Raw genomic sequence first — 24,567 nt, 5'->3', positions numbered from 1 at the left:
CCATAAGTTAATGCGATGGGCGGAGTATTCTCTGAAATCCGCATCTGCGATAGTCCCTTACACGGAAACGTCACTTCCTGTGAAAACCGCCCTTCAAGTTGCGGGGCCGTGGTCATATGTCTAAAACACTCCCGAACCTAAAAGGATGCCAACGTGACCGACCTGACCCCACGCGAAATAGTGTCTGAGCTGGACCGCTTTATCATCGGCCAAAACGACGCCAAACGCGCCGTTGCCGTAGCTTTGCGCAACCGCTGGCGTCGTAAGCAGTTGGCAGATGATCTACGCGACGAGGTATACCCGAAGAACATCCTTATGATTGGGCCAACGGGTGTGGGCAAAACAGAGATTTCCCGTCGTTTGGCAAAATTGGCCCGTGCACCGTTTTTGAAGGTCGAGGCCACAAAGTTCACAGAGGTGGGCTATGTGGGCCGTGATGTGGAGCAGATCGTGCGCGATTTGGTTGATGCGGCGATTGTCATGACCCGCGAGCATATGCGCGAAGACGTAAAAGCCGCAGCGCATGAAGCCGCAGAAGAGCGTGTAATCGACGCATTGGCCGGACCGGAGTCGCGCGAAGGTACCCGCGAAATGTTCCGCAAGAAGCTCCGCGATGGCGTGTTGGACGACAAGGAAATCGAACTGGATGTCGCCGACAACAGCGGTGGGAACCCGTTTCAGATGTTTGAGGTTCCCGGCCAACCCGGTATGGGCGCGGGCGGGGCTGGCATGATGAACCTTGGCGATTTGTTCGGCAAAGCGATGGGCGGCAAGACCAGCAAGCGCAAAATGAAGGTATCGGATTCCTATGATGTTTTGGTCGCTGACGAAGCGGACAAGCTGCTGGATCAAGAGACCGTCACACAGAACGCAATTGAGGCCGTTGAACAAAATGGCATCGTCTTCCTTGATGAGATCGACAAGGTTTGCGCCCGTGCAGACGCCCGTGGTGCTGATGTAAGTCGTGAAGGCGTTCAGCGTGATCTGCTGCCTTTGATCGAGGGCACGACGGTTTCAACCAAGCATGGGCCAGTAAAAACCGACCATGTACTATTCATCGCCTCGGGCGCTTTTCACATTGCCAAGCCATCGGATTTGTTACCAGAGTTGCAAGGGCGCTTGCCCATTCGCGTGGAGTTGCGCGCCCTCACAGAAGACGACTTCGTGCGTATTTTGACCGAAACGGATAACGCGCTTACCCGCCAGTATTCAGCCCTTATGGGGACCGAAGAGGTCACCGTCTCCTTCACCGATGAAGGTATCGCGGCCCTTGCGCGTATCGCGGCCGAGGTAAACCAATCCGTAGAAAACATCGGAGCACGCAGGCTTTATACGGTGATGGAACGGGTATTCGAAGAGCTTAGCTTTACGGCACCGGACCGATCTGGGGACGAAGTTGTGGTAAATGCCGAATTTGTGGAGCAGCACCTTGGTGAGTTGAGCAAGTCAGCTGATCTCAGCAGGTATGTATTGTAGTGACATGAAGGCTAGAATTCTTCTTTTTGTAGTCACCTTGGTGATGTCTGCCTGTACTCATTCAGGTGGCTTTGCGCGACTACCGGAGGGAGAGCAAACCGCCACTTTGCGCCCTGTTTTCTTCGCCACGACTCGCCAAACTGACCAGTTGCCGTTCGGCAGCAAACGATCGCGGCAGTCGCACTACGGGTTGATCGATGTCTCCATTCCGCCAGCACATGAAGCTGGCAACATTGAATGGCCAAACAGCAAGCCAAACCCGCAGAAACACTTCTTGGTGTCTAACACCAAATCCTATCGTGGCGGCCCTGAGTTGCGCTCTGATTTGAACAAGGCGCTTGCGGGTGCAAATTCCAAAAACCGAGACGTCATTATCTTCGTGCACGGGTTCAACAACCGGTTCAGCGATGGCGTGTACCGCATTGCACAGATGAGCCATGACATGGGCTTGCCGGGTGTAGTGATGTCTTATTCTTGGCCGTCCGCCGCCAACCCGCTGGGGTATGCCTATGACCGCGACAGCGCACTGTTTGCCCGCGACGGTTTGCGCCGGATGATTGAGGAAGTGTCAAAGTCCAACGTCAATAACATCATTTTGGTCGCACATTCGCTTGGATCAATGGTGACAATGGAGACCCTGCGAGAGCTTGGTATTTCAGGCAACACAAAAGTGTTGAACCGCATTGGCGGAGTGGTGCTGATGTCGCCCGATCTGGACTTGGACCTGTTCAAAACGCAGGCTGACGCTATTGGTGAACTGCCGGATCCGTTCATTATCTTCTCGTCCAAAAAGGATAGGGCGCTGCGCTTGATCGAACGGTTGACCGGTCAGAAAAACCGCCTTGGCAGGCTAACCGATGTGTCCGAGATTTCCGATTACGAGATCACTTACATTGATGTGACGGCTTATAGCGAAGGCGGAACAAATCATTTTGCCACTGCACGCTCTGCTGCGTTGCTGAAGTTGTTGGGGCAAATTCCGGACTTGGACTCCGCATTATCGGGGGATGGCGGGCGCACGGGCCTGCTTCCTGGAACCATTTTGTCGGTGCAAAATGTCACGGAACTTATTCTGTCTCCTGTAGTGGCCCGCTAGTGGACACAATCCGGTTTATCCGCAGCAACCTGAACTGGCTAAGCGCCGGTCTGGTTTTGACATTCGCTTCTTCATTTGGGCAGACCTTCTTCTTATCGATATTTGCCGGCGAAATCCGAGCAGAGTTTGACCTGACCCATGCCACTTGGGGCGGGATCTACATGCTAGGGACGCTTGGATCAGCGGCGACGATGATTTGGGCGGGCGCATTGACCGACAGGTTTCGGGTCCGCGTGTTGGGGCCTTTTGTGCTACTTATCCTCGCGTTTGCCTGTGTCTCGATGGCGTTGGTGTCGTCGGTGCCGATGCTTGTGGCGTTGATATTTGTCTTACGCTTGATGGGGCAGGGGATGTCGACCCATGTCGCCAGCACCGCGATGGCGCGTTGGTTCGTGGCGGCGCGCGGGCGGGCTTTGGCGGTGGCGAGTTTTGGCTTTTCGATTGCAGAGGCAACGCTGCCAATCTTGTTTGTGGCCTTGATGGGTTTAATCGGTTGGCGCAGCTCTTGGCTGGTGGCTGCGGGGGTGCTGATCGTCCTGTCGCCAGTGATCTTTCGACTGTTAAAACAGGAACGCACACCGCAATCTTCCGCGGCTGACAATCAAGTAGCCGGAATGGACAATATGCACTGGACCCGCATGCAGGTGTTCAGGTCTCCGACGTTCTGGATGATCGTGCCCGTTTTGTTAGGCCCGCCCGCATTTGGCACGGCGTTCTTCTTTTTGCAGGTTCATTTGGCCGAGGTGAAAGGGTGGAGCCACTTTGATCTGGTTCAGCTTTTCCCTGTTTATACAGGTGTTGCGGTTTGCTCGATGATTGCTTCCGGATTTGCAATTGACCGCTTTGGAACGGGCCGGATGATGGCCGTCTACACCTTGCCTCTGGCACTTGGTTTTTTGATATTCTCACAAAGCAATTCGCTGCTGGTTGCAGCAATCGGGATTGCCCTCTTTGCGATGACTTCTGGTATGCAATCCACCCTTCCGTCTGCTTTCTGGGCCGAGTTTTTCGGCACGCGGCATCTGGGCAGCATCAAAGCCATGGCAACTGCAATCATGGTTTTTGGCTCTGCGGTAGGGCCCGGGTTGACGGGGGTAATCATTGATTACGGCGTCGACTACAGCAGACAAATGAGTGGCGTCGCCATCTATATGGTGATCGCCACCGCCTTGGCCTTCGTCGGGCTGCGGGCCGCGCGAATGCGGCTATCTGATCCGGCGCAGATAGACATAATACGCCCCTGACCCGCCATGCTTCAAACTGGCTTGCGAGACCTGAAGGATAAGTGGCTTCAAGGGGTGTTGTTGAAACCACTGCGGAACCTGATGGCGCAACACACCCAAACGGGTAGGGATCGGGCCACCGTCATCGCGGCTTTTTCCTTTTCCGGTAATCACCAAAACCAGCCGCTTACCTTGAGCATGCGCATCCAAAATAAAGCGGTTTAGCCGCGGGTGCGCCTGATCCAGCGTCATTCCGTGTAAATCTAGGCGCCCTTCAGGGCTAAGCTTGCCCTGCTTCAGTCGCGTGAAGGCTTTCTTATCCATCGCAACATGAGACTTGGCAAACTGCTGTTCCAAGCTGGGGGACAGGTTATGTTTTGCTGTTTTTGACGCTGCGCGCTCACCCATTTTGAACGACTTGATGGATCGCGGGGATACAGGATCCGGCACACGGGCCTTCACCGGTTCTTCTGCAAATTTTACCTTCTTATGCAGCTTCATCGGAATTGCCGTCTCGGTGACGCGCGCCCAAAGCTCTTGCTCTTCGGGGTTCAGCTGCCTTTTTCCGCGTTTCATGTCACTACCCGCCCGGCGCCAAAGTATAAGCCGTCTGGATAGGCATCAATGCAACCAAGCGGCCCTTGTCGCGAATTCGCCCCGCATCACGACCTGCCTGATCGCCGGTGCCATAGTAAATATCTGCTCGCTGCGCGCCCTTAATCGCGGAGCCGGTGTCCTGCGCAATCATCAGCCGGTTCAGGGGATCAGCGCCGGCCTTTTCAATCCATATTGGCCCGCCCAGCAGGTTATATTTGGGATCAACCGCAATAGAACGCATCGGTGTGATGGATCGGTTCATCGCTCCAAGCGGCCCCTTGTGGGACGGCACCTCGGACACCTCGCGAAAAAACACATAGGACGGGTTGTGGCGCAGTAATTCAGCGCCATCGATCGGGTTTCGCTTTACCCAGTTTCGGATCACTTGGGCTGACACTTGATGTGGCTCGTAGATGCCACGGCGGATCAGCTCTTTGCCGATGGATTTATATTCATGGCCGTTTTTACCGCCGTAGCCCACGCGCATTGCGCCACCTTCGGCAAGTTTAACCCTGCCAGATCCTTGAACCTGTAAGAAAAACTTTTCTACAGGGTCATCGATCCAAACAAGTTCAAGACCGCGGCCTTCCAGCAAACCTTGTTCTTCAATCGCGCGGCGGGAACTCCAGGTGCTTCCGTTTCTGACCTCTGGGGGTTTCCGGTGAAGCGGGTATTGATAGGGGCCGCCGCGGGTCCGAGAGCCGCGCAGTTCGGGCTCAAAGTAGCCGGTGAATAGCGCGTCTTCGTCGCCATTGATCAAGACGGGGCGAAAGAACAATTCAAAGAATGTGCGCGCAGAGGGCTGACTTGTGGCCAAAGCGCAAAGCGTTGCCCATTCTGGGTCCTTAATGTCGGCACAGGTTTCCTGAAACACCGCAAGGGCGGCGGCGTGATCATCATCTGCCCAGCCGTCCAAGTCTTCGAATTTGAGGATTTCATATGTCGGCGCGGCATTCGCTGGGTTGAGGGTCATCGTTGCCCCCAACGCCAGTATCGCTGCTGCCCGCCGGACATGCCTCATTCTCCAGTGGCGACCAGTTGCCAGTTCGGATCATCGCTGCCCATGATACGAGCGAAGGTCCAGATGTCCTTCACGCGTTTGATCTCATTTGGGTCGCCCTCAACAATGTCGCCGGCCGCGTCGCGTACCACAGAGGTCAATTCGCCTACAAATTTGACCTTCAGTTCACCTTCTCGGGTGTCTTTGTCGAATTCAGCGTCAAGTAACGTCATTTCGCGAACGCCAACAAAGTTTGCCTGTACCAACAGGCCCTCTTTTTCGCGTTGTTCAATCACCCCTTCAAAGGCTTCAAGAACATCGCCGGACAAAAACGGTGCAATGTCGTCGATTTCCCCCAACTCAAACGCCATTAGGATCATCTCATAGGCGCCGCGCGCGCCGCCAAGGAAGTCGCTCACCCCGAAGCTGGGGTCGGTGCGCTTCATCTCTGCCAAGGCTTTGGCGGCATTGCTGTCTTCATCGACATGATCGGTGATATCGCGGTCAACACCGCCATCAATCACTTCAAACTTTTGGCGCGCCTTTTGGGCTGGGTCGTTCGACGTTGGCATGGGTAACGGAGGTTTCTCAAAACCCTCACGTGTGCCCAGCACAGATTTCAGCTTCAGGATAAGAAAGACGGCTATACCCGCCAATACTAGAAGTTCAGTCATAGTGTGCTCTTCAACGCCTCTGTGTGCCGTAAAGTTGGCAAATTGGAACTCAGCCTCTTATGTAGGTGCTAGGGGGACACAAGTCCACCAGACGCTCTTTCAAGAACAGGCTTTACCATGTGGCTATTTCTACTTTTCGTGACGATTCCCATCGTTGAGATCGCTCTATTCATTCAGGTAGGCGGGTGGCTGGGCCTGTGGTCAACTCTCGGCATAGTGGTTTTAACAGCAATTTTGGGGACATTTCTTGTCCGTGCGCAAGGCCTTTTGGCGATGTCTCAGATACGATCCAACCTACAAGAGTTCCAAGATCCCACGGAATCACTGGCTCATGGCGCGATGATACTTGCCTCGGGCCTGCTGTTGCTCACGCCGGGTTTCTTTACGGATGCCGTAGGGTTCGCCTTGCTGATCCCGCCTGTTCGCTTGGCTTTATTCCGTTGGCTTCGCAGCAAGGTGAAAGTTCAAAGCTTTGTTCAGACGTCCTATCATCGTGAAGAGCGCCCAAAGGCGGACGATGGTGTTATCGACGCTGAGTTCTCGGAATTGGATGACGATACGCCGCAACCTACACATCGGCCACCTTCAGGCTGGACACGGCATTGAGTTGAGGCGACTGTGACGACCTGTTAAGCACATTCCAAGTTAGTTTACCGCTTTAAGGAGACGCCCAAGATGGCCGAAGAAAACGGCGCGGCACCCGCCGCCCCAACACCACCCCGCATGCAAGTTCTGGCTCAGTTCATCAAAGACATGTCCTTTGAAAACATCGCAGCCCAAAAGGGCCTTGGCGAAGGTGACCAAACACCGGACATTCAGGTTCAGGTGAACCTCGACGCGAAAAAGCGCGGCGAAGAAAACCAGTTTGAGGTTACAACCAAACTGGAAGTGAACGCCAAAACCACCGGAGAAGGTAAGCCGATCTTCCTGCTGGAACTGGAGTACACTGGCATTTTCCAAGTCGAGAACGTCCCAGAAGAGCAATTGCACCCCTACTTGATGATCGAATGCCCGCGCATGTTGTTCCCGTTCATGCGCCGCATCGTATCGGATGTGACCCGTGATGGTGGCTTCCCGCCGTTGAACTTGGAAACAATCGACTTCCTAGCGCTTTACCGCAACGAACTCGCGCGCCGCGCGCAGGCCGAAGCTGCGGCAAAAACTGCCGACGCTTAAGTCGTCGATTTCCACAAAGCGGCGTCGCCCAACTTGTCTACGAAGGTTTGATGGGCGGCGCGTTCCTCTTCGGTGATCCGCGAGGCAAGTGGCGTTGGCCGAGGCGCGGCACGCCAAGTCGGCGCAGACCGGTCCTGACCCGCACCGCCATCCGTAGAGGACAGGACCAAATCCGGTTGCCGCCCGCCGATCAGCTCCAGATACACTTCTGCTAGAATTTCACTATCGAGGAGGGCTCCGTGCTTTTCGCGCGCAGAGTTGTCGATACCAAACCGTCTGCAAAGTGCGTCCAACGTCGCGGGTGACCCTGGAAAGCGCTTTCGAGCAATGGCCAACGTGTCCAATGCCTGCTCATTCGGAAGCAGTTTGAATTTAGCCCAGCCCAACTCCGCGTTCAGGAATTTCATATCGAAGGCTGCGTTGTGGATGACCATCGTGGAATCTCCGACGAAATCCAGAAACGCCTGAGCAATGTTCTTGAAAACCGGCTTATCGCGCAGAAATTCGTCACCAAGCCCATGAACTTCAAATGCGCCCGCCGGCATTGAACGTTCAGGGTTGATGTACTGATGATAAACTTTGCCGGTTGGCATATGGTTGAGCAGCTCTACCGCGCCGATTTCGACGATGCGGTCGCCTTCACCTGGCTCAAAGCCGGTGGTTTCTGTGTCTAGTACGATTTCGCGCATCTTAGGCCCCTAATTCTTCGACCAAAGATGTCACGTCCGCCTTGGTGGCTTCAAGGGTGCGCGTCTCGATAATGTAGTCAGCGCGAGCGCGCTTTTGATCATCTGGTAGTTGTTTGGCCAAGATGGCCTCAAAGACTTCCGGTGACATTGTCCCCCGTCCCAGCACACGTTCACGCTGCACGTCACTTGGGGCAGAGACAACCAAAACAGCGTCGACGTGATCCTGCCCAGATGTTTCAAACAAAAGCGGAATATCCAGCACCACTAAGGGGCTGTCAGCGTGGTCTATCAAAAAAGCCTGACGACTATCGCGAACCAATGGATGCACGACGGCCTCGATTTCCTTTAACGCCTCTGGGTTGGCCGAAATAATGCGTTTCATCCTGTCGCGATCTGCCGCGCCACCGGACACATAGTCTTCGTTCAACATCTTCAATGCAGGGATCGCAGCGCCACCTTCTGCATAGAGGTCTGCAACGGTTTTATCGGCGTCCCAAACGGGAACGCCAAGATCGCGAAACATCTGTGCGGTGGTGGATTTCCCCATCCCGATGGAGCCCGTAAGCCCCAAAACAAAGCAGCCCTTGGTCATTCCAACACGGCACGGCGCAGTTCCGCGTCAACCTGAGGCGCGCGACCAAACCACCGCTCAAATCCGGGTGCTGCTTGATGAAGTAACATCCCCAAACCATCAACTGTGAAGCATCCGCGGTCCTGCGCTTGCGCCAACAGCGGGGTGATTAACGGATTGTAGACAATATCCGTCACCAGAGTTTTCGGAGTGAGGGCATCTAAGTTGAACTTAAGGTCTTCCTTGCCAGTCATGCCGAGTGACGTGGTGTTTACAAGGGTCGTTGCCTCGTCCAGATGGCTTGCTGCTTGGGTCCAATCCACTACTTTGATCTTCCCGCCAAAATGCGCTTTCAACGCATCAGCGCGGGCGCGAGTGCGGTTGGTCAGAATGATTTCTGGCACCTGCTCATGCAGCAACGCCGCGACAATCGCGCGAGATGCCCCGCCAGCCCCAAGAACTAGCGCAGGCCCAGCTTTCGGGTCCCATCCAGGTGCTTCTTGCTTCAGGTTCGCGATAAAACCGAACCCGTCGGTGTTGTCGGCATGCAGCTTCCCGTCGCTTTGAAACGTCAGCGTATTTGCGGCCCCGATCAACGCAGCCCTATCGGAAATCACATCCGCGATATCAAGTACATTTTCCTTGTGAGGAATGGTGATGTTCACCCCCCGAAACCCCATTTTCGGCAGATTGTTCAAAACATGGGGCAGGTTGACGCTAGAGACATCCATCGGGATGTAATGTCCCTTGATGCCATATCGTTTCAGCCAATGGCCATGAAGAATGGGGGATTTGCTATGCGTGATTGGATGCCCAATCACCCCCGCCAAGAGGATAGTGTCGCTGCTCATCCGTCTATTGCTCCTGACATGGTTAAAAACCCTAATACATCTAATAGCGGCATACCGAGAACGGTGAAATAGTCTCCGTCAACCCGAGCAAAAAGCCGCGCGCCTTCTGCTTCAAGCTGGTAGCTGCCCACACTGTGGCGAATATCGTCCCAGTTTCGTGCAACGTAGCCCTCGATATAGTCAGGACTTAGCACACGCATGGTTAAGCGAACCTGACCAACGGTGCGCCAAACTGGTTTGGCCTCTTGGTAGATCACAACGGCCGACAATAATTTGTGCGATTTACCGGAAAGTTTAGTGAGCTGTGCTATCGCATCTTCAGGGGAGGTAGGCTTGGAAAGTATCTCTCGCCCGAATTCCAGAACCTGATCGCTGCCAATCACTAAAGCATCTGTGTGCTTATTGGCGACACGCCGCGCTTTGAACTCGGCCAAGGTGTCTGCGATGTCTCTTGGAGTGGCCTCTTCTGCAACCAAAGAGGCTTTAATGTTTTCTTCATCTATGCGCGCCAGCATAGAGGTGAATTCGACGCCTGCTTGCTGAAGCATTGCCTTCCGTGTTTCAGAACCGGATGCGAGGATAATGGAGCGTGTCATGTGGATAACTCTGAGGGAAACCTTAGGGATATATATTGCGCTTGGCCTGTCTTATCCACTGCGTTCAGATAACCAAGCTGCTTTACCCACACTGTTCGATAGATGGCCTGCTGCTTATCCCTTGTGAGTACTCCAAAACATGGCTGTGAGCGAAACCGGTTTATGCAAAGTCATACAGGGTTTATCCACAGATTCGAGTATCGAAAAATATCATTAACTTATTGATTTATATATTTAATTTTACTCAGAAATTATCTGTGAAGAACTTTTTCGTGTATCCCGCAGAACCGTGGACAAGTCTTTGATCCACAGTATCCACTGTACCTACTAACAACATCATCTTTTCTTTCTTCTTTATTTATTTATTAAGGTAAAATGAACGCGAGGCACTTATGACCGACTTTCTTGCAGAGATTTACCCTTGGACCAAAAGCCTGCATGTAATCTCGGTGATCTCGTGGATGGCAGGTTTGTTCTATCTTCCCCGTTTGTTTGTGCATCATGCAGAGAAAGTTGAAGTCGGTTCTGATACCGATCAGCTATTTCAAATGATGGAGTACAAGCTTCTGCGGGTGATCATGAACCCTGCAATGATAAGCACGTGGGTATTCGGGCTTTGTTTGGTTTTCACGCCGGGGATCGTGGATTGGTCACTGGGATGGCCTTGGGTGAAAGCTGCGGCTGTTCTTGGGATGACTTGGTTTCATCACTGGCTGGGATATCGCCGGAAAGAATTCGAGCGTGGTGAAAACATTCGCGCGGGCCGTACCTATCGGATTATGAACGAAGTGCCGACGGTGTTTATGATAGTTATTGTTGTAATGGTTATCGTTCGGCCGTTTTGATCAACATTGACTTGGACTTGTTTGAAGTCTAGTTACCGCGTCAGTAGCCGTCCGGCTGCCATGACTCCCTGAATATTACATATCCGACTGGCTTGACCGCCGCCTGAATTGGGTGACCTATTATGTCCGAAGAAAAGATGAATCTCGCTGACCTTAAGAAAACCAGCCCCGCAGAGCTGGTGGCCATGGCTGAGGAGCTGGAGATTGAGAACGCCTCGACGATGCGGAAAGGGGACATCATGTTCTCGATCCTCAAGGAGCAGGCGGAAGACGGTTGGGAAATTTCGGGCGACGGTGTTTTGGAGGTTCTTCAAGACGGGTTCGGGTTTTTGCGATCTCCTGAGGCTAACTATCTACCAGGCCCCGACGACATCTACCTGTCGCCGGATATGATTCGTAAACATTCCCTGCGGACAGGGGATACGGTGGAAGGCGTGATGAGCGCGCCCGGCGAGAATGAGCGCTACTTTACAATCACATCGGTGACTTTGATTAACTTCGAAGATCCGGAAAAGGCCCGTCATAAGGTGTCTTTTGACAATTTGACGCCGCTCTACCCCGACGAGCGGTTGAATATGGAACTGCAAGATCCGACGATCAAGGATCGCTCGGCGCGGATTATTGATCTGGTTGCGCCAATCGGGAAGGGTCAACGTTCGTTGATCGTTGCTCCGCCGCGGACTGGTAAGACGGTTTTGCTGCAAAATATCGCTAAATCGATCGAACAAAATCATCCAGAATGCTATCTGATCGTGCTTTTGATTGATGAGCGTCCGGAAGAAGTTACCGACATGCAACGTTCCGTTAAGGGTGAGGTCGTAAGCTCTACCTTTGATGAACCGGCTACCCGCCACGTTGGCGTGTCAGAAATGGTCATCGAGAAGGCGAAACGCCTTGTGGAACATAAACGTGATGTTGTGATCCTGCTGGATTCCATCACGCGTCTGGGCCGTGCATTTAACACTGTGGTCCCTTCCTCCGGTAAGGTGTTGACCGGTGGTGTTGATGCCAACGCCCTACAGCGCCCAAAACGCTTCTTTGGGGCTGCCCGCAACATTGAAGAGGGTGGCTCTTTGACGATCATCGCCACTGCGTTGATCGATACTGGATCGCGCATGGACGAGGTTATCTTTGAGGAATTCAAAGGGACTGGTAACTCCGAAATCGTATTGGACCGTAAGGTTGCAGATAAACGTGTGTTCCCTGCGATGGACATTCTTAAATCTGGGACGCGTAAAGAAGAGCTGTTGGTCGATAAGAATGATCTGCAGAAGACCTTTGTATTGCGCCGTATTCTGAACCCCATGGGGACCACTGACGCGATTGAGTTCCTGATTGGTAAGTTGAAGCAAACCAAGTCAAATTCAGATTTCTTCGACTCGATGAACACCTAATTTCTGTTTAAAAACAGTAAGGTATGAGAATATGGATACGATATTCGCCCTCGCGACTGCGCGGGGTAAGGCTGGTGTTTCTATAGTCAGAATTTCTGGACCAGAGGCGCTATCTGTGGTTTCTAAGCTGGCGCGCCGTTCAGTTCCTACCCGAAAGCCCGTTCTTGCTTCTATCTATGATTTAGACGGTGAATTGATCGATCAGGCGCTTATTCTTGGTTTTGATCATGGCGCTAGCTTTACGGGCGAAGAAGTCGTTGAGATCCAGACCCATGGAAGCCCAGCAATTGTTTCGGCCGTTCTAAAACAGCTTGGTGATATGGATGGCTTAAGGCTGGCTGAACCAGGTGAGTTTACGCGGCGTGCGTTGGAGAATGGGAGCCTCGACCTAGCGCAAGTCGAAGGACTTGCCGATCTGATTGATGCGGAAACCGAAGCGCAACGCAAGCAAGCTGTTCGTGTGTTCAGTGGTGCATTGGGAAAAAAAGCAGAAGCTTGGCGGCAGGACTTGGTCCGTGCAGCGGCGCTGCTGGAGGCAACAATCGACTTCGCCGATGAAGACGTGCCAGTTGATGTGTCACCGGAGGTTCGAAACCTTACCAATGGGGTTCGGGCAGAGCTAGACATAATGGCCGATGGCGTCGGCGCGGCAGAGCGCATTCGAGACGGCTTCGAAGTTGCTATAGTAGGCCCCCCAAACATCGGGAAATCCACACTTCTCAATGCTTTAGCTGGTCGTGACGCTGCTATTACCTCGTCAGTGGCGGGGACTACGCGGGACATTGTGGAAGTTCGGATGGACATTCGAGGCCTACCAATAACTTTCCTCGACACGGCTGGATTGCGAGAAACTGAAGACGAAGTGGAAGCCTTGGGGATTGACCTTGCGGTCAGGCGCGCCCAATCCGCTGATCTGCGTGTGTTTCTCGTTGATGAGAATGGGGTCGATGACAGGATCGCTGTTCAGTCAGATGACCTTGTCGTCCGTGGTAAGTCTGATCAATGCGGCGTCGGTATCTCCGGGTTAACCGGTGAAGGGGTCGCTGATCTGTTGGGAGATGTGTTCAGCGCACTTGAGTCGAGGGCAGCGGGCGCAGGTTTAGCAGTTCGTGAACGACATCGCGTGGCGTTGATGAAAGCATCGAAAGCGCTATTTAGTTGTGACGAAGAAATGCTATATGGAATGGATCGTGCGGAAATAGCTGCTGAAGAGCTGCGGACAGCGGTGCGCGCATTGGAAAGTATGATAGGTCGCGTGGACGTCGAATCCGTGTTGGATGAGATTTTCGCAAGTTTTTGTCTTGGTAAATAGGAGTGTTTCACGTGAAACATTCGAAATTTGATGTTGTCGTCATTGGTGGCGGACACGCTGGTACGGAAGCTGCTCACGCTGCCGCCCGAACTGGCGCGCACACTGCTTTGATAACGCAAAAGGCTGATACTATTGGCGTTATGTCCTGCAACCCAGCAATTGGCGGGTTGGGAAAAGGCCATTTGGTGCGCGAAATTGATGCGCTTGACGGAATAATGGGGAAGGCTGCAGACGCTGCTGGTATTCAATTTCGACTGTTGAATCGCAGGAAGGGCCCAGCCGTTCAAGGGCCGCGGGCTCAGGCGGATCGCGATCTGTATCGTAAGGCGATTCAGTCGCTTATTGCAGCCCAAGCCAATTTGACAGTGGTTGAGGGGGAAGTCTCTGATCTTACCATGGTTGGAGATCGCGTAACCGGTGTTTGCTTGAAAGATGGATCCACAGTTGAATGTGGAGCAGTCGTTCTAACCACTGGGACATTCTTGCGAGGCGTTATTCACATCGGAGATGTTTCGCGGCCTGGTGGCCGGATCGGAGACGATGCAGTCGTCAAGCTTGCTGAGCGTATTGATAGCTTTGGCGTGGATATGGGGCGGTTGAAAACGGGTACTCCACCGCGTTTGGCCAGTGACACGATCAATTGGTCGGAGCTGGAAGAGCAACCGGGCGATGATATGCCTGAACTATTCTCCTTCATGTCGAAAAAGCCTGCCGCGCGACAGATTTACTGCGCCATTACGCACACAAATGAGAAAACCCACGACATAATTCGGGATAATCTAGATCGATCCGCAATGTATGGCGGGCACATCGACGGGGTTGGACCTAGGTACTGCCCATCTATTGAAGATAAAATTGTTCGGTTTGCTGACAAAACGTCTCATCAAGTATTCCTTGAACCCGAAGGGCTGCAAAGCAACGCAGTCTATCCTAATGGAATCTCTACTTCGTTGCCGATCGAAGTTCAGGAAAACTACGTACATTCCATTCAAGGGCTTGAAAACGCTAAGATTTTGCAACCTGGATATGCGATTGAGTATGACTACATTGACCCCAGAGCGCTAAAGCAAACGCTTGAGTTAAGAGCAGTTTCAGGCCTGTATTTGGCTGGGCAGATCAATGGGACCACGGGTTATGAAGAGGCTGGTGCGCAGGGTCTCATGGCGGGCGTTAACGCTGCCAATCGAGTTCGGAGAAAAGAAGAATTCATTCTTAGCCGCGCAGAAGCCTATATTGGGGTGATGGTGGATGACCTCACCACGCGAGGCGTGCTTGAACCATATCGGATGTTTACATCTAGAGCAGAGTTTCGCATGTCGCTTCGTGCAGATAATGCTGATCAACGGTTAACCATGCGTGGCGTGAAGATTGGCTGTGTGGGCCAAGAGCGTCAGCACCTGTTCGAAGTTAAGAAACAGAAACTGGATGCCATTCGTGCTGATCTGGATGCTGTCCTTGTTTCGCCTCAAGAAGCAGAGAAGGTTGGTTTAAGGGTCAATAAAGATGGCAAAAGACGTTCCGCATTTGAACTGCTATCCTTCCCCGATGTTGATCTAAAGGCGTTGACGTCTTTGCTGCCGAATGCCGGGTCATACGAGCCTGAAATCTCAACTCAGATTTCCAGAGATGCGCTCTATGCCAACTATATTGGACGGCAAAACAAGGATGCTGAAGCTCTTCAGCGTGATGAAGCGATTGTAATTGAAGATGATTTTGATTTTGACTCACTGGTCGGCCTATCAAACGAGTTAAAGGCGAAGCTCAATCGTGCGAAGCCTTCATCTCTTGCCCAAGCGGCAAAGGTTGATGGGATTACTCCAGCAGCGCTTACGCTTATACTGGGCCGCCTTAAGTCCAATAAGAGGCGTGTCGGATGAGCGCACGTGAGCAGGAACTCTTCGCTTTAGATCAAAATGTTTCACGTGAAACAGTGGAGAAGCTTCAAGTTTATGAAAATCTGCTGATAAAGTGGACGTCCAAGATAAACCTGATTGCCAAATCAACCGCTTCACAGATTTGGTCACGCCATTTCTTGGATTCTGCACAAGTTTTTCAGGCCATTCCGGAAACTGCCGAAAGGTTGATCGACTTCGGATCGGGCGGTGGCTTTCCAGGCTTAGTGATTGCGGCGATGGCGACTGAGAAGCGCCCTGAATTGAGCGTTTCCTTAGTGGAATCCGATGTTCGGAAATCAGCATTTCTAACTACCGCCGCACGTGAAATGGGTTTGAACGTTACGGTTTTTGCTGAGCGAGTAGAGAATATTCCTTCTCAAAATGCCGATGTTGTGACTGCGCGCGCATTGGCGCCGTTGAGCGATCTATTTGAAATGACGAAAACACATATGAGCGCTGACGGAACGGGGCTGTTCCTAAAAGGGGCGCAGCATCAGCTCGAACTGGACACGGCATCTCAAATGTGGGAATTTCATGTTGAAAAACAAACAAGTGCAACGAATTCCGAGTCAGCTTTGCTGGCTATAACTGGCTTGAAGCGAGCGACATAAATGGCAAAAAAGCCTCCTAAGATCATCTCTGTCGCAAACCAAAAGGGTGGTGTGGGGAAGACAACAACCACAATTAACCTTGGTGCGTCCTTGGCAGCAAAGGGCTTGCGCGTCGCGTTGATTGATCTTGATCCACAAGGTAACGCGTCCACAGGCCTAGGTGTAGATCACGGTGATCGTGAACATACTACATATGACCTTCTCCTCAACGAAAAACCGCTGTCCGAAATACTTCGTAAAACAGAAGTTCCGAATTTGTTTATCTCTCCGGCGAACTCCGATCTTAGTTCGGCTGATCTTGAATTGGTCTCGACTGCGCGGCGGGTATTCTTGATTAGTGATGCCTTAACGGGCCCTGATGTAGACGCCCTAGATTTGGATTACATCCTGATTGACTGCCCTCCGTCACTGAACTTGCTGACTCTGAACGCGATGGTCGCGTCTGACTCTGTCTTGGTTCCCCTTCAGGCTGAATTTTTCGCGCTGGAGGGGCTTTCACAGCTGATGCTTTCCGTTCGAGAAATACGAGAGACCGCAAATTCAAAGCTAAGATTAGAAGGTGTTGTGTTAACTATGTATGATAGACGCAACAATTTGTGCCACCAAGTAGAGTTGGATGTGCGTGAAAACCTACGAGATCTTGTGTTTAAGACAATGATCCCAAGAAATGTAAGGTTAAGTGAAGCGCCTTCATTTGGTTTACCAGTCATAAACTACGATCCAAATTCTCTTGGCGCTGTTGCGTATAAGTCTTTGGCGACTGAAATGCTTTCACGACACTTACATCAGAACGGAGCTTAACATGGCAGAAAAACGAGGACTTGGTCGCGGTCTTTCAGCGTTGATGGCTGATATTGATGTAACTGCACCGGAGAAAGAAGAAACCAAAGGGGCCGTGGGTGAACGTATCGTTCCAATTGAGCGAATTGAGCCCAATCCGGATCAACCACGTCGTGATTTTGTTAAATCTGATCTTGATGAACTGGCCGAATCTATCAGGGAAAAAGGCATTATTCAGCCTCTGATCGTGCGCACGCATCCAAACACTTCTGACGGGTTTCAGATTATCGCCGGAGAGCGGCGCTGGCGGGCGGCCCAGATTGCTCAGGTTCACGAGGTTCCGGTGGTTGTTCGCGAGATGAACGACACTGAAGTTCTCGAAATAGCGATCATTGAAAATATTCAACGTGCGGATCTTAACCCCGTAGAAGAGGCGATGGGCTATCGCCAACTTCAAGATAAATTCGGCCACACTCAGGAACAGCTTGCGACTGCCTTGGGGAAAAGCCGTAGTCACATTGCCAATTTGATGCGCTTGCTGAGTTTACCGGAAGATGTAATTCAGATGCTTCGCCAAGGGGATCTTTCCAGCGGTCATGCGCGGGCTTTGATCACATCTGAAAATGCTAGCGAACTTGCTCGAAAGGTCGTGAAAGAAGGCCTGTCCGTTCGCGAAACAGAGCGGTTGGCAAAGGCAGATTCCCCGAAAGCAAAACCTACTAAAGGGAAAGCGAAGGCGGAAAAAGATCCTGACACCAAGGCGTTAGAGGGCGACCTATCCGCGACCTTGAAGATGCCAGTGAGCATTGATCACATCGCTGGGACTGAAGGTGGCCGCGTGACGATCTCTTACAAAGACTTTGAACAACTTGATGAAGTTTGCCGCTTGCTGGTGGGAAATTAGGGTTACCCGACCAGTTGCCCAAGGATAGAGTTAAGCAGGATCTTCGCTGACGGTGGTACAATCAAGCGTTGGTCTTGAACCATTAGGTGACCAGTGGTCACTAAGTCATTGATTTTATTTTCTGAAACCAAGCTGCCATCAAGATCATTCAGGCGGTGAAGATCACATCCTTCGGATAGCCTTAGGGACATCAACAGATACTCCAAGGCCTGTTCCGATTTGGGCAGCAAATTGGTGCTGCTTTCTCCATTCCCACTGCTTGCCACTGCGTCTAGCCACTTTTGAGGCCCTAAATAGGTCTCAGTAGCTTTGCGCGCGTCGCCGACATCATATCGTCCGTGTGCTCCAGGGCCTACGCCAACATAGTCCCCACCGCGCCAATAGATGAGATTATGACGGGATTCTTGACCCTGTTTGGCATGATTAGACACTTCATAGGCCCCAAACCCATACTTTTGCGTCAGAGACTGAGTGATCTCGTACAGATCTGCAGAGAGGTCATCACTGGGAAGCCCCTGAAGTCCACCGCGGGCAAAGCGATCGCCAAAGGCGGTGCCGTCTTCAATGGTTAATTGATAAAGAGACAGGTGATCGACAGCCATTCCAAGGGCCTTTGTTAGCTCGGCCTCCCAATCAGCGGCAGATTGATCCTGTCGCGCATAGATGAGATCAAAACTCACCCGCTCAAATAGGGTTCGCGCAACATCAAAGGCTTTCTCGGCCTCGTATACGCTATGTAGTCGACCAAGCTTCTTCAGATCGGGATCATTGAGCGCCTGAATGCCCATAGAAATTCGATTTACGCCAGCTTCCTTGAATCCCAGAAATCGGGACGCTTCTACGGAGGTGGGGTTGGCCTCGAGGTTAATCTCTATGTCATTGCTGCACCGCCAGTTTGACCGGATGCGATCAATGATCGCATCAACGGTCTCCGGTAGCATCAGGCTAGGGGTTCCTCCGCCGAAGAAGATCGTGCTGACAACCCTGTCGGGTGTCTGCAGTGCAAGCCTGTCTAACTCGTGCAAATAGGCTCTAACCCACGCGGATTGATCTACATTCGCGACGACGTGACTGTTAAAATCGCAGTAGGGGCATTTGGCTTGGCAAAAGGGCCAATGAACATAGACCCCAAAGCCCGCGCGTTGCCAATTCTCAGGGACCAAAGGCTTTTACCAGTTTTGCAAAAGCGTCTGAGCGGTGACTGATTTTGTTTTTCTCCCAACGATCCATTTCGCCAAACGTGATGTCGTATCCGTCAGGTTGAAAGATCGGATCATACCCATGACCTTGATCGCCGCGCATCGGCCAAACGACTTGGCCCTCCATGGTGCCGGCGAATACCTCGTCGTGCCCGTCTGGCCATGCCAGAACCAAGGTTGCGCAAAAACGGGATATCCACGGCGCGGGTGATCCCGTCTTGAGAATTTCTTGGTAGGTTCGGTTCATTGCCAACTCAAAGTCGCGACCGTTTGGTGTTTCGGACCAATCGGCAGTGTAGACGCCAGGTGCTCCGTCTAGGCAATCCACTTCGATCCCGCTGTCATCGGCCAATGCTGGCAAGCCGGTAGCTTTAGCTGCGGCATGTGCTTTGATGCGTGCGTTTCCGACGAATGTGGTTTCGGTCTCCTCCGGCTCCGGCAGGTTGTGATCAGCGGCGGAGGTTACTGTGATGCCATACGGCTTGAGCAGCTCGGAGATTTCTTCGAGTTTCCCTTTGTTGTGGCTGGCCACCAGCAAGGTATCACCGCTGAACTTGCGCATATCCTAGCCCCCGACAGCAGCTTTTTGGGCTGCGGTAAGTTCAGACACGCCTTTCTCGGCGAGATCCATAAGTTGGTTCAACTCGTCACGGCTGAAAGTGGCACCTTCTGCAGAGGCTTGCACTTCGATCAGGCCAAGACTGCCGGTCATGACAAAATTTGCGTCCGTTCCCGCGTCGCTGTCTTCTGGGTAGTCCAGATCAACAACGGGCTGGCCGGCATAGATCCCGCAGCTAACCGCAGCCACATGATCGGTTAACGGGTCAGTAGTGATGTCACCGGCTTTCATCAGGGCGTTTACTGCAAGCCGCAGCGCCACCCAACCGCCAGTGATAGAGGCGCAACGCGTGCCGCCATCTGCTTGGATTACATCGCAATCCACGACGATCTGCCGTTCGCCCATTGCCACGCGATCTACACCGGCCCGCAAAGAACGACCGATCAGGCGCTGAATTTCTTGTGTACGGCCCGACTGCCCGCGTTTGGCTTCGCGGTTCATGCGCGTATGAGTTGCGCGCGGCAGCATTCCATATTCTGCAGTGACCCACCCAAGCCCAGAATTGCGCAAAAATGACGGCACGCGGGCATCGACTGACGCGGTGCAAAGAACATGCGTATCGCCGCATTTGATCAGGCAAGATCCTTCGGCGTGGCGGGTTACATTGGTCTCGATTGTAATCGAACGCATTTCGTCTAGCTGGCGGCCGGATGGGCGCATGTGAACTCTCCTGTTGGAACGCTTTCAGTTACCCTTGTGATACGCTTGGTTGCAAGCCACATTGAAGACTGCCACCAAGATGAGAAGATACCCGATGACCCGCGATGATAACCTGTCACAGATGAACGACCGTAGCCGTGAGGTTTTTCAGCGGATCGTCGAATCGTATCTTTCCAACGGGGAACCGATGGGCTCGCGCAGATTGTCCCAATCGCTTAGCGAAAGCGTAAGTGCCGCGACCATTCGCAATGTCATGCATGATCTGGAACTGATGGGGCTTTTGGATAGTCCTCATGTGTCGGCGGGCCGTATTCCAACACAAGCAGGGCTGCGCATGTTTGTGGATGGCTTGTTGGAAGTAGATGAGGTCAACACCCGAGACCGCGAAAAGCTGGACGCGACTTTAGGAAGTAACGACCGTGATGTCGGAGTGATGTTGGATCGGGTGGGGTCTGCATTATCGGGTCTAACACAGGGCGCAAGCCTAGTTTTGACCCCGAAACACGAAGCGCCAATCAAGCACATCGAATTTGTAAGCCTTGCCGCAGATCGCGCTTTGGTGGTGCTGGTTTTTGCAGATGGCCATGTAGAAAACCGCGTGTTCACGCCGCCAATTGGGCAAACACCGTCCTCGATGCGCGAGGCTGCGAACTTTCTAAATGCTTTGGCTGTGGGCTCCACGATTACCGAACTGCGCGGGCGTATTGAGACAGAGATCAAGTCCAGACGTCAGGAGTTGGATATTCTAGCGCAAGACCTTGTAAAAACCGGATTGGCAGTTTGGGAGAATGAGAACGAACAGATTGAACGCCTAATCGTTCGCGGCAGATCGAATCTGATTGAAAATGCCGAAGACTCAGAGGCGCTTGATCGGGTCCGTGCGCTGTTTGACGACCTTGAACGCAAGCGTGACATCGCAGAATTCCTTGAATTGACCGATGCTGGAGAGGGTGTGCGCATTTTTATTGGCTCTGAGAACAAACTCTTTTCACTTTCGGGTTCCTCTTTGGTGGTCTCTCCCTATATGAACTCTGATCGAAAGATCATCGGTGCCGTTGGGGTGATTGGCCCTACACGATTGAACTATGGACGGATTGTCCCAATCGTGAATTATACGGCGCAGATGGTTGGGAAACTGATTTCGGACGGTGGGTAGAGGTACAAATGTCTGACGTGAACAACGAAGATGATTTTCAAACGGATCACTTGGAGGCCATGGCCGAAGAGACCGTGGACATCATGGAAGAGAACGACGAACTGCAGGCGCTTATTGAAGAGCGCGACATGCTGAAGGACCGCCTTCTGCGTACATTGGCGGACGTTGAAAATATGCGTAAACGCGGTGAACGTGATCGTCGCGAAGCCGAAAACTACGGTGGCACAAAGCTGGCGAAAGATATGTTGCCAGTCTATGACAACCTGCGCCGCGCTTTGGACGCAGCAGATGATGCGCAACGCGAAGCTGCGAAGGCTGTGTTTGAAGGGGTAGAGCTGACATTGCGTGAATTGATCCACGTTTTTGGCAAGCACAAGATTGAACCTGTGATGCCTGAGGTTGGCGAACGCTTTGATCCTCAGCTCCACCAAGCAATGTTCGAAGCACCGCTGCCTGACACAAAGGCGGGCGACATCATTCAGGTGATGGCCGAAGGGTTCTTGCTGCACGACCGCTTGCTGCGTCCTGCGCAGGTTGGTGTTTCGTCAACTCCGGCTTAGTTCCTTAAGCTCATATAATAATTGCAAAGCCTCGCGCGGCGTTAATTCGTCGGGCGAGATTTCTTTTAGCTTCTCATCGGCCAAAGACGTTTTGACGATAGGGGCGGGTGCAGGGGTTGATGCGAACAACGGCAGATCATCGATCAGCGCCTTTGGTTTCACCCCGCCTTCGCGTTCCCCTTGTTCCAACTGCTCGAGCACGATTTTTGCGCGCTCAATCACCGAAGGCGGAAGGCCGGCAAGCTTGGCGACCTGCACGCCGTAAGATCGATCTGCTGCGCCACGCTTTACTTCGTGCAAAAAGATGACGTCGCCGTCCCATTCCTTAACAGTCACGGTTGCGTTTTCAACGCCGGACAGCTTGCCTGCCAAAGCCGTGAGTTCGTGATAATGCGTGGCAAACAGCGCGCGACAAGTATTTGCGGCGTGCAGGTGCTCAAGGGTGGCCCAAGCAATCGACAGCCCGTCATAAGTCGCAGTGCCGCGGCCAATCTCGTCCAGAATTACCAAAGCGCGATCATCCGCTTGGTTCAAGATAGCGGCGGTTTCGACCATTTCGACCATGAATGTCGATCGTCCACGAGCCAAGTCATCCGATGCGCCGACGCGACTGAAAAGCTGGGAAACCAATCCAATATGCGCGGTCTGCGCAGGAACATAAGACCCTATTTGGGCCAAAAGCGCGATAATCGCGTTCTGCCGAAGAAAGGTCGACTTACCCGCCATGTTCGGACCGGTGAGTAACCAAATGCTTGATGCGTCTTGCTGAGCCGACAAATCACAGTCGTTTGCGACAAAGGGGGATGTGCCTTGATCTTTCAGCGCTTTCTCAACCACAGGGTGGCGCCCGCCGGTCACCGAAAATGCCCTGCTTTCGTCAATGTTTGGTCGCGTCCAGTCTTCTGAGGCGGCCAAGTCCGAAAGGGCAGAATACACATCAAGTTGGGCCAGCGCTGCTGCCGCTGCAAATAGTCGAGCGCTCTCGTTAATGACTTCAGCACAGATATCCGCAAAAATTTGAAGCTCTAAAGAGGTTGCGCGCCCACCTGCGTTCAGGATTTTGGTTTCAAGCTCTGATAGCTCTAGCGTCGTGAAGCGAATTGCATTGGCCGTGGTCTGGCGGTGAATGAATCGATCACTCAGAGGGGGCGACAGCATCTTATCGGCATGAGCTGCGGTAGTTTCAATAAAATACCCCAGTACATTGTTGTGCTTGATCTTCAGGGCAGTAATTCCTGTCTCTGCCGCGTATTCTGTTTGGTGTTGGGCAATTACCTGTCGGCCTTTGTCGCGAAGCTCGCGCACTTCATCCAGTTCGGAATGATAGCCGGTTGCGATGAACCCGCCGTCACGGGCCAATAGTGGCGGCTCTGCAATCAAAGTGCTTTGTAACATCTGCACAATGTGATCGTGACCAACCAGATCGTTTGCCGCGTTTTGGACGGCAGTGGATAGATCTGCAGAACTGAGCAAATTACGCAAGGTTAGACACTGTTCTAACCCTGCACGCAGGGCTACCAGATCACGAGGCCCACCCCTATTCATCGCAATGCGGGACAGGGCGCGATCCATATCAGGTACGTGCCTTAGGGCATCGCGTAACTCACTGCGCAATTGCGGTGCGCTTGAAAACATGTCGATTGAGTCAAGCCTTGCTCGGAGCTCTTGAAGGTCGGTTGAGGGGCTGGATAGCCTTCGGTCTAAAAGCCTAGCGCCGCCTGCGGTCAAGGTTCGGTCAATCGTTTCGAGCAGCGACCCCTTTCGGGACCCGCTTAGTGTTTGGGACAACTCCAAGTTCCGCCGAGTGGCCCCGTCAATTTGCATCAGGCGGTTGGCTGCTTCTCGAACAGGCGGGCGCAGCAGTGGAAGTTTGCCTTTCTGGGTGATGTCGAGATAGTCAACCAACGCGCCAAGGGCGGCAACTTCTGCCCGCGTAAAGCTTCCAAAAGCATCCAAAGAACCGACAGAATAGAGACTAATAAGGCGCTTTTCGGCAGATGTGCTGTCAAAGCTACCCTTGCTTAGAGGCGTGATCGCAGACCCTGTTTCATCCACGATGGCTGAAAGATCCTCAAAATCTGTGTCTGATACCAAAACCTCGCTGGGAGCAAGACGCGCCAGTTCCGGAGATAACCGCATTCGAGAGCAAGGACCCACGCGCATGTCGCCCGTCGAAATATCAACCCACGCCATGGCCCCATCACCGCGAATTTCAGAATATGCCGCAAGAAAATTGTGACGACGTGGCTCCAGCAGGCTGTCTTCTGTAAGGGTGCCTGGGGTGACCAGCCGCACAACATCGCGTTTCACCACAGATTTTGATCCGCGCTTCTTGGCCTCAGCAGGGGTTTCCAGCTGTTCTCCGACAGCCACGCGAAAACCTTTGCGAATTAGGGTCAGCAAATAGTTCTCAGCGGCATGAAAAGGCACGCCGCACATCGGGATGTCATTGCCCAAATGCTTGCCGCGTTTGGTGAGGGATATATCAAGCGCTTCCGACGCCGCGACAGCGTCATCGAAGAACAACTCGTAGAAATCGCCCATCCGGTAAAACAACAAAGCATCCGGATACTGAGCTTTAATTTCAAGATATTGCGCCATCATTGGCGTTACGGATGCATTTGCAACGTTCAAGGCTTCACCCCCCGGTGTGTTGCCCGAATTCTACTGCCCCTAGCAGAGC

The 24,567-nt window shown here is 52.7% G+C and carries 25 protein-coding genes; 14 read left to right on the top strand and 11 right to left on the bottom strand.

Annotated elements, in window-relative coordinates:
• Nucleotides 1-153: 153 nt before the first annotated feature.
• The 3 genes from hslU to Q0746_RS09070 are packed head-to-tail and all read left to right on the top strand — an operon-like array spanning nucleotide 154 to nucleotide 3,816.
• Nucleotides 154-1,476, top strand: coding sequence for an ATP-dependent protease ATPase subunit HslU (hslU, locus tag Q0746_RS09080; RefSeq protein ID WP_298259415.1), 1,323 nt, complete (start codon nucleotides 154-156; stop codon nucleotides 1,474-1,476).
• Between the two features lie 4 nt (nucleotides 1,477-1,480).
• Nucleotides 1,481-2,572 carry an alpha/beta fold hydrolase gene (locus Q0746_RS09075; protein WP_298259413.1) on the top strand — a complete coding sequence of 364 codons (1,092 nt, stop codon included), beginning with the start codon at nucleotides 1,481-1,483 and terminating at the stop codon, nucleotides 2,570-2,572.
• Nucleotides 2,572-3,816, top strand: a complete 1,245-nt coding sequence (locus tag Q0746_RS09070; protein ID WP_298259411.1) for an MFS transporter — start codon at nucleotides 2,572-2,574, stop codon at nucleotides 3,814-3,816. The genes Q0746_RS09075 and Q0746_RS09070 overlap by 1 nt, the downstream gene beginning before the upstream one ends.
• On the opposite strand, the gene Q0746_RS09065 is transcribed toward Q0746_RS09070, so the two are convergent.
• Genes Q0746_RS09065 through Q0746_RS09055 form a run of 3 tightly spaced genes read right to left on the bottom strand, consistent with a single transcriptional unit; the run spans nucleotide 3,778 to nucleotide 6,066 of the window.
• Nucleotides 3,778-4,371 (bottom strand): Smr/MutS family protein, encoded by a 594-nt coding sequence (locus Q0746_RS09065; protein WP_298259409.1) that lies wholly within the window; start codon nucleotides 4,369-4,371, stop codon nucleotides 3,778-3,780. The two genes, Q0746_RS09070 and Q0746_RS09065, sit on opposite strands and share 39 nt — an antisense overlap.
• Before the next feature lie 4 nt (nucleotides 4,372-4,375).
• A complete protein-coding gene (locus Q0746_RS09060) occupies nucleotides 4,376-5,365 on the bottom strand; it encodes an MltA domain-containing protein (protein ID WP_298259407.1) in 990 nt (329 codons plus the stop codon).
• A gap of 44 nt (nucleotides 5,366-5,409) precedes the next feature.
• Nucleotides 5,410-6,066: a Tim44/TimA family putative adaptor protein gene (locus Q0746_RS09055; protein WP_298259404.1), complete on the bottom strand. Its 657-nt coding sequence runs from the start codon at nucleotides 6,064-6,066 to the stop codon at nucleotides 5,410-5,412.
• Between the two features lie 117 nt (nucleotides 6,067-6,183).
• Between Q0746_RS09055 and Q0746_RS09050 the strand changes: the two genes are divergently transcribed.
• Together Q0746_RS09050 and secB are read left to right on the top strand one after the other, a co-directional pair.
• Nucleotides 6,184-6,672, top strand: a complete 489-nt coding sequence (locus Q0746_RS09050) for an FxsA family protein (RefSeq protein ID WP_298259403.1) — start codon at nucleotides 6,184-6,186, stop codon at nucleotides 6,670-6,672.
• A gap of 69 nt (nucleotides 6,673-6,741) precedes the next feature.
• On the top strand, nucleotides 6,742-7,242 hold the full coding sequence (secB, locus tag Q0746_RS09045; protein WP_298259401.1) for a protein-export chaperone SecB: 501 nt from the start codon (nucleotides 6,742-6,744) through the stop codon (nucleotides 7,240-7,242).
• Here the strand turns inward: secB and dnaQ are convergent.
• From dnaQ to Q0746_RS09025, 4 genes are read right to left on the bottom strand one after another with little or no spacing between them, the layout of a single operon-like run.
• Entirely contained in the window at nucleotides 7,239-7,931 is a 693-nt protein-coding gene (dnaQ, locus tag Q0746_RS09040) for a DNA polymerase III subunit epsilon (RefSeq protein ID WP_298259399.1), read from the bottom strand. The genes secB and dnaQ overlap by 4 nt on opposite strands.
• Before the next feature lies 1 nt (nucleotide 7,932).
• Nucleotides 7,933-8,523: a dephospho-CoA kinase gene (gene coaE, locus Q0746_RS09035; protein WP_298259397.1), complete on the bottom strand. Its 591-nt coding sequence runs from the start codon at nucleotides 8,521-8,523 to the stop codon at nucleotides 7,933-7,935.
• Nucleotides 8,520-9,353, bottom strand: coding sequence for a shikimate dehydrogenase (locus tag Q0746_RS09030; protein WP_298259395.1), 834 nt, complete (start codon nucleotides 9,351-9,353; stop codon nucleotides 8,520-8,522). Before Q0746_RS09030 ends, coaE begins: the two co-directional genes overlap by 4 nt.
• On the bottom strand, nucleotides 9,350-9,949 hold the full coding sequence (locus Q0746_RS09025; protein ID WP_298259393.1) for a Maf family nucleotide pyrophosphatase: 600 nt from the start codon (nucleotides 9,947-9,949) through the stop codon (nucleotides 9,350-9,352). Before Q0746_RS09025 ends, Q0746_RS09030 begins: the two co-directional genes overlap by 4 nt.
• 392 nt (nucleotides 9,950-10,341) lie before the next feature.
• On the opposite strand from Q0746_RS09025, the gene hemJ reads away from it, so the two are divergent.
• The 7 genes from hemJ (at nucleotide 10,342) to Q0746_RS08990 (ending at nucleotide 17,690) form a co-directional block, all read left to right on the top strand.
• Nucleotides 10,342-10,794, top strand: a complete 453-nt coding sequence (gene hemJ / locus Q0746_RS09020) for a protoporphyrinogen oxidase HemJ (protein ID WP_298259391.1) — start codon at nucleotides 10,342-10,344, stop codon at nucleotides 10,792-10,794.
• A 122-nt stretch (nucleotides 10,795-10,916) separates the two neighbouring features.
• Nucleotides 10,917-12,188 carry a transcription termination factor Rho gene (gene rho / locus Q0746_RS09015; protein ID WP_298259389.1) on the top strand — a complete coding sequence of 424 codons (1,272 nt, stop codon included), beginning with the start codon at nucleotides 10,917-10,919 and terminating at the stop codon, nucleotides 12,186-12,188.
• Between the two features lie 31 nt (nucleotides 12,189-12,219).
• Nucleotides 12,220-13,500 (top strand): tRNA uridine-5-carboxymethylaminomethyl(34) synthesis GTPase MnmE, encoded by a 1,281-nt coding sequence (gene mnmE, locus Q0746_RS09010; RefSeq protein WP_298259387.1) that lies wholly within the window; start codon nucleotides 12,220-12,222, stop codon nucleotides 13,498-13,500.
• A 2-nt stretch (nucleotides 13,501-13,502) separates the two neighbouring features.
• Nucleotides 13,503-15,377 (top strand): tRNA uridine-5-carboxymethylaminomethyl(34) synthesis enzyme MnmG, encoded by a 1,875-nt coding sequence (gene mnmG / locus Q0746_RS09005; protein ID WP_298259385.1) that lies wholly within the window; start codon nucleotides 13,503-13,505, stop codon nucleotides 15,375-15,377.
• Nucleotides 15,374-16,006, top strand: coding sequence for a 16S rRNA (guanine(527)-N(7))-methyltransferase RsmG (rsmG, locus tag Q0746_RS09000; RefSeq protein ID WP_298259383.1), 633 nt, complete (start codon nucleotides 15,374-15,376; stop codon nucleotides 16,004-16,006). Before mnmG ends, rsmG begins: the two co-directional genes overlap by 4 nt.
• On the top strand, nucleotides 16,007-16,807 hold the full coding sequence (locus tag Q0746_RS08995) for a ParA family protein (RefSeq protein WP_298259381.1): 801 nt from the start codon (nucleotides 16,007-16,009) through the stop codon (nucleotides 16,805-16,807).
• Nucleotide 16,808: 1 nt separating this feature from the next.
• Nucleotides 16,809-17,690, top strand: coding sequence for a ParB/RepB/Spo0J family partition protein (locus Q0746_RS08990; protein WP_298259379.1), 882 nt, complete (start codon nucleotides 16,809-16,811; stop codon nucleotides 17,688-17,690).
• A gap of 2 nt (nucleotides 17,691-17,692) precedes the next feature.
• Here Q0746_RS08990 and hemW read toward each other — a convergent pair whose 3' ends face one another.
• From hemW to rph, 3 genes are read right to left on the bottom strand one after another with little or no spacing between them, the layout of a single operon-like run.
• A complete protein-coding gene (hemW, locus tag Q0746_RS08985) occupies nucleotides 17,693-18,853 on the bottom strand; it encodes a radical SAM family heme chaperone HemW (protein WP_298259377.1) in 1,161 nt (386 codons plus the stop codon).
• Nucleotides 18,843-19,451, bottom strand: coding sequence for an RdgB/HAM1 family non-canonical purine NTP pyrophosphatase (rdgB, locus tag Q0746_RS08980; protein WP_298259375.1), 609 nt, complete (start codon nucleotides 19,449-19,451; stop codon nucleotides 18,843-18,845). Before rdgB ends, hemW begins: the two co-directional genes overlap by 11 nt.
• A gap of 3 nt (nucleotides 19,452-19,454) precedes the next feature.
• Entirely contained in the window at nucleotides 19,455-20,168 is a 714-nt protein-coding gene (gene rph, locus Q0746_RS08975; RefSeq protein ID WP_298259373.1) for a ribonuclease PH, read from the bottom strand.
• Between the two features lie 94 nt (nucleotides 20,169-20,262).
• On the opposite strand from rph, the gene hrcA reads away from it, so the two are divergent.
• Both hrcA and Q0746_RS08965 read left to right on the top strand, forming a co-directional pair.
• Nucleotides 20,263-21,324 carry a heat-inducible transcriptional repressor HrcA gene (gene hrcA, locus Q0746_RS08970; protein WP_298259371.1) on the top strand — a complete coding sequence of 354 codons (1,062 nt, stop codon included), beginning with the start codon at nucleotides 20,263-20,265 and terminating at the stop codon, nucleotides 21,322-21,324.
• 8 nt (nucleotides 21,325-21,332) lie between these two features.
• Entirely contained in the window at nucleotides 21,333-21,884 is a 552-nt protein-coding gene (locus Q0746_RS08965; protein ID WP_298259369.1) for a nucleotide exchange factor GrpE, read from the top strand.
• Here the strand turns inward: Q0746_RS08965 and mutS are convergent.
• Nucleotides 21,870-24,488 carry a DNA mismatch repair protein MutS gene (gene mutS / locus Q0746_RS08960; protein WP_298259723.1) on the bottom strand — a complete coding sequence of 873 codons (2,619 nt, stop codon included), beginning with the start codon at nucleotides 24,486-24,488 and terminating at the stop codon, nucleotides 21,870-21,872. The genes Q0746_RS08965 and mutS overlap by 15 nt on opposite strands.
• Between the last annotated feature and the right edge of the window lie 79 nt (nucleotides 24,489-24,567).

Source organism: uncultured Litoreibacter sp. (genome assembly GCF_947487515.1).
Classification (GTDB): domain Bacteria; phylum Pseudomonadota; class Alphaproteobacteria; order Rhodobacterales; family Rhodobacteraceae; genus Litoreibacter.
Note: the sequence above shows the minus strand (reverse complement) of the source record. Positions and strands in the feature narration are given on the sequence as shown.

Excerpts from the sequence above, each read along its gene's own strand:
- Q0746_RS09075 (WP_298259413.1), top strand. The coding sequence starts at position 1,481 with ATGAAGGCTAGAATTCTTCTTTTTGTAGTCACCTTGGTGATGTCTGCC.
- Q0746_RS09065 (WP_298259409.1), bottom strand. The coding sequence starts at position 4,371 with ATGAAACGCGGAAAAAGGCAGCTGAACCCCGAAGAGCAAGAGCTTTGG.
- Q0746_RS09060 (WP_298259407.1), bottom strand. The coding sequence starts at position 5,365 with ATGACCCTCAACCCAGCGAATGCCGCGCCGACATATGAAATCCTCAAA.
- Q0746_RS09055 (WP_298259404.1), bottom strand. The coding sequence starts at position 6,066 with ATGACTGAACTTCTAGTATTGGCGGGTATAGCCGTCTTTCTTATCCTG.
- Q0746_RS09050 (WP_298259403.1), top strand. The coding sequence starts at position 6,184 with ATGTGGCTATTTCTACTTTTCGTGACGATTCCCATCGTTGAGATCGCT.
- secB (WP_298259401.1), top strand. The coding sequence starts at position 6,742 with ATGGCCGAAGAAAACGGCGCGGCACCCGCCGCCCCAACACCACCCCGC.
- dnaQ (WP_298259399.1), bottom strand. The coding sequence starts at position 7,931 with ATGCGCGAAATCGTACTAGACACAGAAACCACCGGCTTTGAGCCAGGT.
- coaE (WP_298259397.1), bottom strand. The coding sequence starts at position 8,523 with ATGACCAAGGGCTGCTTTGTTTTGGGGCTTACGGGCTCCATCGGGATG.
- Q0746_RS09030 (WP_298259395.1), bottom strand. The coding sequence starts at position 9,353 with ATGAGCAGCGACACTATCCTCTTGGCGGGGGTGATTGGGCATCCAATC.
- Q0746_RS09025 (WP_298259393.1), bottom strand. The coding sequence starts at position 9,949 with ATGACACGCTCCATTATCCTCGCATCCGGTTCTGAAACACGGAAGGCA.
- hemJ (WP_298259391.1), top strand. The coding sequence starts at position 10,342 with ATGACCGACTTTCTTGCAGAGATTTACCCTTGGACCAAAAGCCTGCAT.
- rho (WP_298259389.1), top strand. The coding sequence starts at position 10,917 with ATGTCCGAAGAAAAGATGAATCTCGCTGACCTTAAGAAAACCAGCCCC.
- mnmE (WP_298259387.1), top strand. The coding sequence starts at position 12,220 with ATGGATACGATATTCGCCCTCGCGACTGCGCGGGGTAAGGCTGGTGTT.
- rsmG (WP_298259383.1), top strand. The coding sequence starts at position 15,374 with ATGAGCGCACGTGAGCAGGAACTCTTCGCTTTAGATCAAAATGTTTCA.
- Q0746_RS08995 (WP_298259381.1), top strand. The coding sequence starts at position 16,007 with ATGGCAAAAAAGCCTCCTAAGATCATCTCTGTCGCAAACCAAAAGGGT.
- Q0746_RS08990 (WP_298259379.1), top strand. The coding sequence starts at position 16,809 with ATGGCAGAAAAACGAGGACTTGGTCGCGGTCTTTCAGCGTTGATGGCT.
- rdgB (WP_298259375.1), bottom strand. The coding sequence starts at position 19,451 with ATGCGCAAGTTCAGCGGTGATACCTTGCTGGTGGCCAGCCACAACAAA.
- rph (WP_298259373.1), bottom strand. The coding sequence starts at position 20,168 with ATGCGCCCATCCGGCCGCCAGCTAGACGAAATGCGTTCGATTACAATC.
- hrcA (WP_298259371.1), top strand. The coding sequence starts at position 20,263 with ATGACCCGCGATGATAACCTGTCACAGATGAACGACCGTAGCCGTGAG.
- Q0746_RS08965 (WP_298259369.1), top strand. The coding sequence starts at position 21,333 with ATGTCTGACGTGAACAACGAAGATGATTTTCAAACGGATCACTTGGAG.
- mutS (WP_298259723.1), bottom strand. The coding sequence starts at position 24,488 with ATGATGGCGCAATATCTTGAAATTAAAGCTCAGTATCCGGATGCTTTG.